The organism is Vibrio sp. B1FLJ16 (assembly GCF_905175385.1).
Lineage (GTDB): Bacteria > Pseudomonadota > Gammaproteobacteria > Enterobacterales > Vibrionaceae > Vibrio.
On sequence record NZ_HG992749.1, the window covers coordinates 3,048,001 to 3,060,359 of the forward strand.

Genomic DNA, 12,359 nt, shown 5'->3' on the forward strand with positions numbered 1-12,359 from the left:
CAAATAAAAGGTACAACAATGAAAACCTGGATCACTCTGGCTACACTGCTGGCCACTTCATCAGTTGATGCTGCCGAAGTCGTAAAGTTAGCCGATGGACGAGAAGTAAAGCTTAATGATGACTTTACCTGGGAGTATGTGGTGGTTAGCGCCGCAGCTGAATCCACAACGCAATCCGCATCCAAAGCGGTTACCACAACCGGAGTCGCAGCAACACCAGTCATTGCGACGATACCTGCTGTCTCAAAAACTACGGGCACAACAGTTGTGGTCAATGCAAAAAAGCCAACTATGCAGCTTTCTGATTCTGGTGTGGATATCCTTATTGGTTCCGCAAGTTATGAAGGTGGTGAACTGATATTTCCAACCTCGATTACCAACCAGAGTTCTCAGTCAGTAATCCAGATTGAAGTGGAAGTCGAGGTGTTCGATCTGTCCGGTAAGGCACTGAAAAAAGAAAAGGTTATTGTCTGGCAGTCGATCAAACGCATGGCCGATACCTACCTTCGCCCGCAACAGGCAGAGCAGGGTAAAACCATCAGGCTGGCAGTGCCGCAATCTCAGCAATACCAGTTTTCAGCTAAAGTCATAGAGGTACAGACTCGCTAAAGCCAAACCCCGTCGAACCGTTAAGGCTAAATCGGTTCGACGAAATAATAGATAGCAAAGAAATGACACACACAGCCCGCTAAAACAAAGCCATGCCAGATAGCGTGATTGAATGGTATACGTTTAGCCACATAAAAAATGACACCAAGGGAATAAATCAGGCCGCCCGCCGCAAGTAGCGTCAATCCGCCAATATCCAGGGTAATGGCCAGTTGGTAAATAACAATCAATGACAGCCATCCCATGACCAGATAAGTCGTTAGCGATAATCTCTTAAAGCGATGAATAAACGCCACTTTCATAAGAATACCAATCAAGGCAATGGTCCAGATCACGATCATTAAACCAATCGCCAAAGGGGTTCGTAAACTCACCAGCAAAAACGGGGTATAGCTGCCCGCAATCAGTAAATAAATCGCACAATGATCGAAGGTTTTCAGCCAGCGTTTAGCTTTAGGATGCGGAATTGCGTGATAGAGCGTAGAGGCAAGAAACAGCACAATAATACTGGAACCGTAGATCGCCATACTGGTGATGGTCAGGGCATCAGCCTGTTGGTCCAAAGCTCTGACTAACAGCAGAATCAGGCCAACAATACCCAATAACATCCCTATCCCGTGAGTGAGAGAGTTAGCAAACTCTTCGCCCTGACTGTATTGAGGCTTATGTGATGATGACATCGATGTACCTATACTTGAGTCGTGTATATTCGCTCTAGTATGGCACACTTAGCTTACACGTGTAAGCTAAAATTAAGGGTCGTGAATAGCAGTAGCTTGGTCAAGGTAATTAAGCACAAGCTCCCCGACTTCATCATGGTTAGTCGTCACAGGGATCGTCAGTTCCCGCTTGAGCTTGCCGCTGCCTAACAGGCTCGCCAGCATACCTCCGGACCCGCTGCGATTGCGGTCAACCTCAAACCATAGTTTCAGCTCTTTTTCACTGCGGTGCGCGACAAACTCCAGCTCACGCCACAGACCATGGTAGGGACCATCTGTCGGTACCAGTTCAAATTCCTGAACAAATGGCAGATCAAATCCCTTCACTTCTTCGCATTCAACCTTGCGAATACGTAAACCCTGCGCCTCAAATGCGGTCAGGATTGCATCCATCAGAGGATCCGGACGAATGGTAAGCATATCTTTGTCAGTCGGATCAAGCGCAGCGGCAATGTCTAAGCCTGTTTCCAGCCACACTTTCGCGTCACCGATTGTAATCGGAGTATTCCAGGGCACATCAAGTTTTAAATCGAAGGTACGTTCTTCTGCAGAGTGGATAGTAAACGCATAAGGAAGGCTCCACTCAGCCAGAACATGGGTTTGCGGTATCCGGCGCATACTGTGCCCTTCACGGGCTCCTCTGTCATCAGGCGCTTCCGCAATGTAACGACAGCAGAGTTTCAAATCGATATTATCAATCTCCTGTTCTGTCGCTCCCCCGTAAACATGGATAGACACATCCACACTCTGCCCCGGATAGAGCACATCCTGATTCAGAACCGAGTCAACCTTAGCACTGCCAATCCCAAAACTCGCAAGTGTCTTCTTTAAAAATGACATAGGCACCTCCTTTGTCGAGATCTCATACTACTACTGCCGATCACGGGGTCAAAAACAATTTTTGCATTCTTTACATTCGATAAATTGACAAAATCGAAACATTTCGATTGTTCAAGTATCGACCAATTAACACAAGGGTGCTAACCTAATCACTGATATGTATGCATATCGGTATTCCTGACTCATTATCCGGATTGGCGAGAGCCAAAAGAGCGAAGCTTTTCGCAGTTTGAGGTCAGCTCATAGTGATTCAGGCCATAACATCGGCAATGGATATGTGTGACAGTTAGGTAATTAAATGCGCCCAACAGCAGTCAGGTTCGCACACACCAATAGTAGTGCAATGCGCCGTCGCAGTGGTTTTGCTACTGCATTTAAGGCAAAGCAAGTTGCGCCTGCTATGACAATGGTTGAGAAAAACGCGGTAACGCCAGAAGCTCCGTCCAAAGTTATCAAAGCAGCTTAATAAAAAGCGCGGCACTAGCTGCGCTTTTTTCTTTTCTTGCTCCCTATTTGTATCCTCACGGCAATTTGATACCGTTATACCCAAATGACTTCAAGGTGCAGGATTCAGAGCGTTGTCACTGGCACAAGATCTAGGAAAATAACGCAGCGGAATAGCGAGCTCTTTCCAAGTTATTTGACGCGGAAATCGTGTCAGTGACACGCTCCCGAAGGGCGAGTTTCCTTGGCTCACAGTCTTTGTTAACGATTTTTGATTTAGAGCCACTAGATCATCAAATCGTTGCCTCGCCTGTAAGCCAAGTCATTCTCGCTGAACTTGGCACCTTGAGGTTATTTGGGTATATACCCAAATACCTATAAATTTTGTGGAGAAATGAATGAAGTGTCATCGAATTGAAGAATTGCTCGAACTGCTAGATCCAGAGTGGCACAAAGACCAGGACATGAACCTGCTACAGTTTATTGTGAAACTGGCCACAGAAGCGGGTTATGAAGGCAAACTGGAAGATCTCACTGATGATGTTCTGATCTACCACCTTAAAATGCGTAACAGCAGTAAAGATGAGATGATCCCGGGTTTAAAGAAAGACCAGGAAGATGATTTCAAAACGGCTATTTTACGCGCTCGCGGCGTCATCAAATAGACAATACCAGCCCTGTCTGAGCGACTCGTCCGAGTCGCTTTTTTATTGCTCTTTTTTACAACTAAAAAAGAGCAGTAAAGTAAGTGATAACTGTTCAGCCAATAATCAGGTTAACTGTACTGCTTTTTGTTGTTAAACATTGACTACGTTAAAGAAAAGGAAATGTTATTGGTTGTATAATCATCGTTTATCAGTATTAACTAAAATAGCAATGTCATCGAGCGCCATCGGTAGAAATGACGCCGTACATTAAAAAAGCCCAAGAAGGATGAGTGCATGAGTCAGGATAAGATCGACATCAAAGATGTGACTCCCAAGACTTTTAACCCGAAAACCCATAAAGGTAACGGGGATCGTTTTAACCCGAGCAATCGCATTTATGTCCGTGAAAGTAAAGGAACCTATCAAAAGCTAAGACGCTACGGCGGCTGGTTTTTATTACTCCTGTTTGCTTTGACTCCCTGGATTCCATACGGTGATCGCCAGGCCATTCTGCTTGATATTGGTAATCAGCAATTTAACTTCTTTGGCACTACACTGTATCCGCAGGATCTCACCCTGCTTGCCCTATTATTTGTGATAGCGGCATTCGGCCTGTTTTTCATTACCACATTTTTAGGCAGGGTTTGGTGTGGTTACCTCTGTCCGCAAACCGTCTGGACGTTTATGTACATCTGGTTTGAGGAGAAACTCGAAGGCAGCGCGAATAAGCGCCGCAGGCAAGATGCGAACAAGTTAACCGCCAACCTTGTGATGCGTAAAACCCTCAAACACATCGCCTGGTTTGCAATTGCGCTCGCCACTGGCTTCACTTTTGCCGGTTACTTTGTGCCTATTAAGCAACTAGTGATCGATTTCTTCACCTTTAACTCTAGCTTCTGGCCTGTTTTCTGGGTGCTGTTTTTTGCGATTTGTACTTACGGTAATGCAGGCTGGATGCGCTCAATCATGTGTATTCACATGTGCCCTTACGCACGTTTCCAGTCAGCGATGTTTGATAAAGATACCTTCATCGTTGGCTACGACACCAATCGTGGTGAACAAAGAGGCCCTCGTTCACGTAAGGCAGATCCAAAACAACTGGGGTTGGGTGACTGTATTGACTGTGATTTATGTGTCCAGGTCTGTCCGACGGGAATCGATATCCGTGATGGCTTGCAGTATGAATGTATCAACTGTGGTGCTTGTATTGATGCTTGTGACCAGACCATGGATCGCATGGGCTACGAAAAAGGGCTGATCAGCTACACCACTGAGCACCGTTTATCGGGTAAGCACACTAAAGTTCTGCGTCCTAAGCTACTTGGCTATGGTGCCGTGTTACTGATCATGGTGGGCTTATTCTTCGCGCAGATTGCATCTGTTGACCCTGCTGGTATGAGTGTAATTCGTGACCGTAACCAACTGTTCCGCGTTAACAGTTCCGGTGAAGTGGAAAATACCTACACCCTTAAACTGATCAATAAGACCCAACAGACACAAGAATACACTCTTGATGTCAGCGGCCTAAGCGATGTGAGCTGGTACGGTAAACAAACCGTACAGGTACAACCGGGTGAAGTGCTGAACTTACCATTGAGTCTTGGCGCAGATCCTGACAAGCTAAACTCTGCGATAACAACAATTCAGTTTATACTCACCGATAAGAGTAACGATTTCACTATCGAAGTGGAAAGCAGGTTTATCAAGAAACTCTGATTCCAGCTTCGATAACTAATGGAATAAGGCTCAGTAATGAGCCTTTTTATTTATATGTCCCAAGGTACGTTTAACTTTGACGCCCTAACCCCGGATTTTATGTGGTATGCGTTAGAAAGCATCGGTGTTCGCGCAGAATCTGGCTTTCTCCCTCTCAACAGCTATGAAAACCGTGTTTATCAGTTTACTGATGAAGAGCGCCGTCGCTACGTGGTGAAGTTCTATCGTCCAGAACGTTGGAGTAACGAACAAATTCAGGAAGAGCACGATTTCACTCTGGAGCTGATCGACAATGAAATCCCGGTCGCCCCACCAGTACTACTGAACGGCCAGACCTTACATCACTACCAGGGCTATAACTTTGCTCTGTTTGAAAGCGTCGGCGGGCGTCAGTTTGAAGTGGATAATTTAGATCAGCTCGAAGGCGTTGGCAGATTTCTCGGCCGCATCCATAAAGTCGGCAGTCAGAAAGCGTTTCAGCACCGGCCAAGTATCGGATTACAGGAATACCTCTACCAACCACGTGAGCTTTTGCAAAACTCAAATATGATTCCGATGCACCTGGAAAACAGTTTTTTCAATGATTTGGATATGCTAATCAAATCTATTGAGAATCACTGGCGAGAAGATTTCAATACCATTCGTCTGCATGGAGATTGTCATCCGGGCAATATCCTGTGGCGTGACGGCCCGATGTTCGTAGACTTAGACGACTCACGTAACGGACCTGCTGTACAAGATTTGTGGATGCTGCTCAGCGGAGAGCGTCAGGAGAAATTGATGCAGCTGGATACGATTCTGGAAGCATATCAGGAGTTTTGCGATTTTAATTCAGCAGAATTGAAACTTATAGAACCTCTTCGCGGTCTACGAATGGTGCACTACATGGCTTGGTTAGCAAAACGTTGGCATGATCCGGCATTTCCGCTCGCTTTTCCATGGTTTAATGAGCCAAAATACTGGGAAGGTCAAGTCCTTGCGTTTAAAGAGCAGATTGCCAGCTTAGAAGAAGCCCCCCTCTCTTTAATGCCTCAATGGTAAATCAGCCAAATAATTCAAAAAGGAGATATTTAGATGAAAAAGCTGTTCGCACTGTTTTCTATGCTAATGCTGAGCCTCACGGCAAATGCCGCTCAGTTCAAAGAAGGTGAACATTACAAAGTACTGGACTTAGAGGCATCAAGTAAGCCTGTTGTTACTGAGTTCTTCTCATTCTACTGCCCGCACTGTAATTCTTTCGAACCGGTTATTCAGCAGCTTAAAAAGCAGTTACCAGAAGGCGTAAAACTACAAAAGAACCACGTATCTTTCATGGGTGGCAAGATGGGGCCTTCTATGAGTAAAGCATTCGCCACCATGGTCGCGCTAAAGATTGAAGACAAAATGGTGCCAGTAATGTTTAACCGCATTCACAATATGCGTAAAGCACCACGTGACGACGCTGAACTGCGCCAGATATTTCTGGATGAAGGCGTAGACGCGAACAAATTTGACTCAGCATTCAAAGGCTTTGCAGTCGACTCCATGATTCGCCGCATGGATAAACAGTTTTCAGACAGCGGCCTGACAGGAGTTCCGGCGGTAATCGTCAATAACAAGTACCAGGTACAGGCACAAAGCATCAAAACCACGGACGAGTATTTTGCTTTGGTGAACTACTTACTGGAACTGAAATAAACCAGCACAAATCGCACAAAGGGGAGCTTACGCTCCCCTTTGTTTTATCTGCTGCCGTTACTTATGGATATCTTGCAGTATCTGATCTTTTTCTTGCCAGACATCACCCAACCACTGCTGGAACTGGCGTTTGTATGGCTTATCATTAAAGTAATCACCCAGTACTTGCTCATCAACCGGCAGTACCTTTACCCGCACCACGATTTTGCTCATCCGTCCCATCATCATGTCTTTGAATGGTTTATCAGTGTTCTCCGGATAAGCCAGAGTCACATCAATGATGTTATCAAACTGATCGCCCATCGCAGCCAGCGTGTAAGCGATGCCACCTGATTTTGGCTGCAGAAGATACTCATATCTTGCATTACCCGAACGCTGTTTGTCTGTGGTAAAACGTGTGCCTTCAACGTAGTTCACCACCGTTGTCGGAGTATGCTTAAACCTTGCACAAGAACGACGGGTCGTCGCCAGATCCTGACCACGCTTGTGCGGGTTACGGATAAGATATTCACGCGAATAACGGCGCATAAACGGCATATCCAGTGCCCAGCACGCCATGCCTATAAAAGGAACATACAATAGCTGCTGCTTAAGGAAAAATTTTGGCATCGGAATACGGTCTTTAAACACGCAGCACAGCACAACAATATCCGTCCAGCTAAGGTGATTGCTGATAAGCAGATACCAGCCATCCTTTTTCAGCTCCTCACCACCCTGCACATCCCACTCAACACGGTTAGACAGAGCGAGAATACCCGCATTCACCGTTGACCATACCCACATTACTTTATTAGCGGCTTCAGTACCCTTCGCTTTCAGCTGTATACCCGGAAGAAAAAACTTAATCATGGCGATAATGCAAATTGCCAGCGAGCAGATCGCCGAATTTAAGATCACAAGAGAAGCGTTAAAAAAAAAGTAACAAATATGCCAGCATGATAACCAAGTAATAATGATAAGGTGTGTAATAAAACAGCGTGTAATTATACTGTCCCACTGCTACATTGAAACACTTATCAGAATGGTCTGATTAGTCACTCGCAACGAGCACTAAACTATTCATTTGCTAATAGGGAGATCACGAATGAAAGCAAGACTAGCAGTCTTGGCTCTCGCCTTTATCGTCAGCTCAGCTCAGGCTCGGCTCGCAGAAACCGCCGGACTCAGCGGAGAGCTTTCACTTAACGCAGGATTTGTTACATCGGAATCTAACTTTAATACCGACAGCGACAAGACCATCGATTCACTGAGTCACAGTGCAGACAGTGACAGCTCCGTGGTTGCAGGCCCGCTGGGAAACATCGCTTACACCTTCGGCACACAGCTCAATCAGCAAGTGTACACAGGTACCACCCGCTCGGATGTGGCTATTGGTACACTGGCCTTTCAGCTCGGCTATCAATATCAGTTGCCGTCTGGCACCGTGCTTGACGTATCCTACTTACCAACTTTGCTGGAAGGAGAAGCGTGGCGTAACCCCTATCAGGTAGGTGTTGCCCGGCGTACAACCGATGAGATTGGCAACGCATACCGCTTACAGATAAAAGGACTGATTGATAAGAACTTCAATCTCGACTTGGCGTTTGCCGACAAACAGATAGATGACGAAGAGGTCACTGATCGCACGCTCGCCCGTGATGCTGATATTTACTACATCAAAGGCGATTACCGAATTCTCGTTAATCGCACTGCGATGTTGCAGCCTGCTTTCACTTACATTAATCACGATGCCGATGGTGACGCTGAATCGTTCGATTCATACGGGCTTGATATCAGCTGGTTTAAATTTATTAACCGTCACCGCCTGGCACTTACCGCTGGCTACAGCTACAAGGATTACCAGTCACAGAGCCTGACATTTGCCAAAACACGCAGTGATGACACGGTGAAACTGTTTGCAGCCTACGAATACCAAAATGTTTTTGACTGGCAAGACTGGTCGTTTATCTCTTTCGCAGGTTACAGTCAAACCAGCTCAAACATTACCTTCTACGACGAGAAGCAATACCTGATGTCGGTAGGTTTAAACTACCACTTTTAATCAGTTGACGGACTCATACGAACTTATTACACCGCTTGAGCCGTCAATTGTTTCAGTAACCTGTCCATTGCACGATACCCGAGTGCTTCCGCCAGATGGGAGCGCTCAATCTGATCAGCACCTTCAAGATCAGCGATGGTACGCGCGACCTTTATGATCCGGTGATAAGCCCGGATAGACAAACCAAGGCGGTGCAAAGCGGTCTCTAAGAATTCTGCATCACTTTTTTGCAGCGGACAGAACGCTTCTATCTCGCGGCTGCCGAGCAGTGCGTTAACCTTACCACTGCGATTGAGCATCTGAGAACGGGCATAGTTAACCCGCTCTTTCACCACTGCTGTAGGTTCACCCCGGTCACCGCCTTCAGACAAGGTTCCCTTTGGCAAAGCCGGGATTTCCAGTGACATATCGAATCTGTCCAGTAGTGGTCCCGACAAGCGTCCGAGGTAACGCAAAATGGCTTGCGGGTTGGTGCGCGCCTGATTTCCTTCGTAATAGCCTGTCGGGCTTGGATTAAGTGCACCCACCAGCTGAAAACGAGCGGGAAAGCGGGTTTTCCCTTGAGCACGTGAGATAATGATCTCACCGGATTCGAGCGGTTCACGCAGTGAATCCAGCACTTTACGATCAAACTCCGGCATTTCATCCAGAAACAATAAGCCATTGTGGGCCAAAGAAATCTCCCCCGGCCTTGGCACCGAACCACCGCCGACCAAAGCAGCCATCGAACTTGAGTGGTGCGGAGCACGGAATGGCCGCAACTTCCAGTTATGCTCGTTGATTTCACTCTGAGTCAGCGATGCCACCGAGGCAGTTTCCATTGCTTCTTCATCGCTCATTTCAGGCAACAAATCACACAGCCGCGATGCCAACATCGTTTTTCCGGTACCGGGCGGACCTAAAAACAGCAGATTATGATTACCTGCCGCCGCAATTTCTAAAGCGCGCTTACCCTGCTGCTGACCAATGATATCCTGCAGATCTCGACCATGGTCTTCTGTTACAACACGTTCAGGAGCCTGATGTAAATTAAGTCGATGCTGGCCGCACAACTCAGCACACACTTCCAGTAACGATTGTGCCGATTTATGCTGATCTTTACCCACCAGCGCAGCCTGATCACCATTCAAATGTGGCACAACCAAATAACGCTGAACCTTGCTTGCAGCTAAAGCAGCGGGCAGCACACCTTTCACCGGACGGAGACCGCCAGAAAGCGCTAACTCACCGACAAATTCGTAGTTTTTGAGCTTATCTGCCGTGATTTGATCCGAAGCAGCCAAAATACCCAATGCAATGGGTAAATCAAAGCGACCACCCTCCTTGGGCAGATCCGCCGGAGCTAAATTGACGGTAATACGCTTGGCCGGAAACTGAAAATTAGAGTTAATGATCGCACTGCGTACCCGGTCTTTGGATTCCTTTACTGTAGTTTCCGGCAACCCAACCAGAGTAAAGCCTGGCATGCCATTACTAATATGTACTTCCACGCTCACTGACGGCGCTTGTACCCCGACACTTGCCCTACTATGAATGATTGCCAGCCCCATATGCTCCCCGAGTTATTGAATATTATATAAACAAACGCTTTATCTGATTGGTTATGTTTTATACCGCGTCCCATTTGAGCGTTAATGTGAAAAAAGAATGACTTTTTGCTTGTCACGCAGAGGATTTGTGTGATACCACTAAAGACGCAAACAATTACGTAGAACATTACACAATACTTTTTAACGTAAATAGAACGACAGACAGATGAATCTTTTCGCTTACATTAACTCACTGCTAGCCCTGATTATCGTGGTCATTATTGGCACCGCGCGGGGTATTGTGGGCGAAAGATAACCACAAATTACAAAAAACCCCCGCACTGAAAAGTCCGGGGGTTTTTTTTACAACTACAAGTTGTCATCTGTCTAACCCTTGGACAGTTTAACGGGAAGAATGGGAGTGCACATGAAGTGCAATACAAATGGTGATAGCTACGAGCCACAACGTAGCAAAGGAGGTTTACGATGACTGGAGCACAACTTGTCGTAGCCGCTTTAAGACAGCAAGGCATCAAAACCGTGTTTGGTTACCCAGGCGGAGCCATCATGCCAATCTACGATGCCTTGTATGACGGAGGTGTAGAGCACATCCTGTGCCGTCATGAACAAGGGGCTGCCATGGCTGCTATCGGCATGGCCCGATCCACTCAAGATGTTGCCGTATGTATGGCGACTTCTGGCCCTGGGGCCACCAACCTTGTTACCGGCCTTGCCGACGCGTTCCTTGATTCAGTTCCTCTGGTAGCCATTACAGGTCAGGTTGCCAGCTCTCATATCGGTACCGACGCTTTCCAGGAAATGGATGTCATTGGTATGTCTCTCTCCTGTACCAAGCACAGCTACCTGGTTACAGAAATTGAAGATCTTGCCCCTACGCTGGCCGAAGCATTTGAAGTGGCGAAAACTGGCCGTCCTGGTCCGGTAATCGTAGATATCGCCAAAGATGTGCAGCTTGCTCAGGCCCCGACAGAACTTCTGCCTCCCTACGTTGCACCAGCCATTGAAGATGTCAGCGCTGAAGACATTCAGCGAGCCCAGGCAGTTCTGGCTGAGTCTACCCGCCCGGTGTTGTACGTCGGCGGTGGTGTTCAACTAGCAAAAGCAACTAATGCGGTACGAGAGTTCTTACGCCTGAATCCAATGCCAGCGGTAAGCACTCTGAAAGGTTTAGGTACCATTGAGCGCCATGATCCGCATTATCTTGGCATGCTGGGCATGCACGGTACCAAAGCTGCCAACCTAGTCGTTCAGGAAGCAGACTTATTGATTGTGGTGGGCGCGCGATTTGATGACCGTGTGACCGGTAAGCTCGACACCTTTGCACCGAATGCAAAAGTGATCCATATCGATATCGATGCAGCCGAAATCCATAAACTTCGCCACGCAAACGCACCACTGCGTGGTGACATTAATACCATTCTTCCTCAACTAGAACTTACCCAGGACATCTCGCCATGGGTTCAACACAGTGAAAGCTTACGCAGCGGCTTTAAGTGGCGCTACGATCACCCGGGCGAGCTTATCTATGCGCCGTTATTGCTCAAGCAACTGTCGGACATGATGCCGGACAGCTCGATCGTATCGACAGACGTTGGCCAGCACCAAATGTGGGCAGCGCAGCATATCCAGCCGCGTGAACCTCAAAACTTCATCACCTCCGCAGGTCTGGGCACCATGGGCTTTGGTCTGCCAGCAGCCATGGGCGCAGCTGTCGCCCGTCCGGATGACCAGTCTGTTCTTATCTCCGGTGACGGTTCATTTATGATGAACGTGCAGGAACTAGGGACTCTAAAGCGCCGTCAGATTCCGGTGAAAATTGTGCTGCTTAACAACCAGCGCCTGGGTATGGTTCGCCAATGGCAGTCACTGTTCTTCGATGGAAGACACAGTGAAACCATCCTAGATGACAACCCAGATTTCGTGATGCTGGCAAAAGCGTTCGATATTCCGGGTAAGACCATCACTAAGAAAGAAGAAGTCGAGCCTGCGCTAAAAGAGATGCTGGCAAGCAAAACCGCTTACATGCTTCATGTATTAATCGACGAAGAAGAAAACGTGTGGCCATTGGTGCCACCTGGCGCATCAAACAGTGATATGTTGGAAAACACCTAGGAGA

At 47.3% G+C, this 12,359-nt stretch carries 11 protein-coding genes and 1 pseudogene; 8 read left to right on the forward strand and 4 right to left on the reverse strand.

From position 1 onward, the window contains the following. The first annotated feature begins 18 nt into the window (after positions 1-18). The gene (locus KHN79_RS13965) at positions 19-609 is read left to right on the forward strand and encodes a DUF3157 family protein (RefSeq protein ID WP_182011307.1); all 591 of its coding nucleotides are present in this window, start codon (positions 19-21) and stop codon (positions 607-609) included. A gap of 26 nt (positions 610-635) precedes the next feature. Here KHN79_RS13965 and KHN79_RS13970 read toward each other — a convergent pair whose 3' ends face one another. Both KHN79_RS13970 and KHN79_RS13975 read right to left on the reverse strand, forming a co-directional pair. Beyond that, the gene (locus KHN79_RS13970; protein ID WP_182011306.1) at positions 636-1,289 is read right to left on the reverse strand and encodes a hemolysin III family protein; all 654 of its coding nucleotides are present in this window, start codon (positions 1,287-1,289) and stop codon (positions 636-638) included. A gap of 72 nt (positions 1,290-1,361) precedes the next feature. Further along, positions 1,362-2,168 (reverse strand): sporulation protein, encoded by an 807-nt coding sequence (locus tag KHN79_RS13975; RefSeq protein ID WP_182011305.1) that lies wholly within the window; start codon positions 2,166-2,168, stop codon positions 1,362-1,364. A gap of 298 nt (positions 2,169-2,466) precedes the next feature. Here KHN79_RS13975 and KHN79_RS13980 point away from each other — a divergent pair, with 298 nt between their 5' ends. The 5 genes from KHN79_RS13980 (at position 2,467) to KHN79_RS14000 (ending at position 6,652) form a co-directional block, all read left to right on the forward strand. Then, positions 2,467-2,634, forward strand: coding sequence for a hypothetical protein (locus tag KHN79_RS13980; RefSeq protein WP_182011304.1), 168 nt, complete (start codon positions 2,467-2,469; stop codon positions 2,632-2,634). A gap of 376 nt (positions 2,635-3,010) precedes the next feature. Next, a complete protein-coding gene (locus KHN79_RS13985; protein WP_182011303.1) occupies positions 3,011-3,277 on the forward strand; it encodes a YihD family protein in 267 nt (88 codons plus the stop codon). A 276-nt stretch (positions 3,278-3,553) separates the two neighbouring features. Beyond that, on the forward strand, positions 3,554-4,975 hold the full coding sequence (gene ccoG, locus KHN79_RS13990; protein WP_182011302.1) for a cytochrome c oxidase accessory protein CcoG: 1,422 nt from the start codon (positions 3,554-3,556) through the stop codon (positions 4,973-4,975). Between the two features lie 54 nt (positions 4,976-5,029). Continuing rightward, positions 5,030-6,016, forward strand: coding sequence for a serine/threonine protein kinase (locus KHN79_RS13995; protein WP_182011324.1), 987 nt, complete (start codon positions 5,030-5,032; stop codon positions 6,014-6,016). Between the two features lie 33 nt (positions 6,017-6,049). Next, positions 6,050-6,652, forward strand: a complete 603-nt coding sequence (locus KHN79_RS14000; protein ID WP_182011301.1) for a thiol:disulfide interchange protein DsbA/DsbL — start codon at positions 6,050-6,052, stop codon at positions 6,650-6,652. A gap of 57 nt (positions 6,653-6,709) precedes the next feature. Here KHN79_RS14000 and KHN79_RS14005 read toward each other — a convergent pair. Then, positions 6,710-7,589: pseudogene (locus KHN79_RS14005) on the reverse strand (acyltransferase). Positions 7,590-7,736: 147 nt separating this feature from the next. Between KHN79_RS14005 and KHN79_RS14010 the strand changes: the two are divergent. Further along, positions 7,737-8,693 carry a DUF2860 domain-containing protein gene (locus KHN79_RS14010; RefSeq protein WP_182011300.1) on the forward strand — a complete coding sequence of 319 codons (957 nt, stop codon included), beginning with the start codon at positions 7,737-7,739 and terminating at the stop codon, positions 8,691-8,693. A gap of 26 nt (positions 8,694-8,719) precedes the next feature. On the opposite strand, the gene KHN79_RS14015 is transcribed toward KHN79_RS14010, so the two are convergent. After that, positions 8,720-10,243, reverse strand: coding sequence for a YifB family Mg chelatase-like AAA ATPase (locus KHN79_RS14015; protein WP_182011299.1), 1,524 nt, complete (start codon positions 10,241-10,243; stop codon positions 8,720-8,722). 465 nt (positions 10,244-10,708) lie between these two features. On the opposite strand from KHN79_RS14015, the gene ilvG reads away from it, so the two are divergent. Continuing rightward, positions 10,709-12,355: an acetolactate synthase 2 catalytic subunit gene (gene ilvG / locus KHN79_RS14020; RefSeq protein WP_182011298.1), complete on the forward strand. Its 1,647-nt coding sequence runs from the start codon at positions 10,709-10,711 to the stop codon at positions 12,353-12,355. Positions 12,356-12,359: the final 4 nt, after the last annotated feature.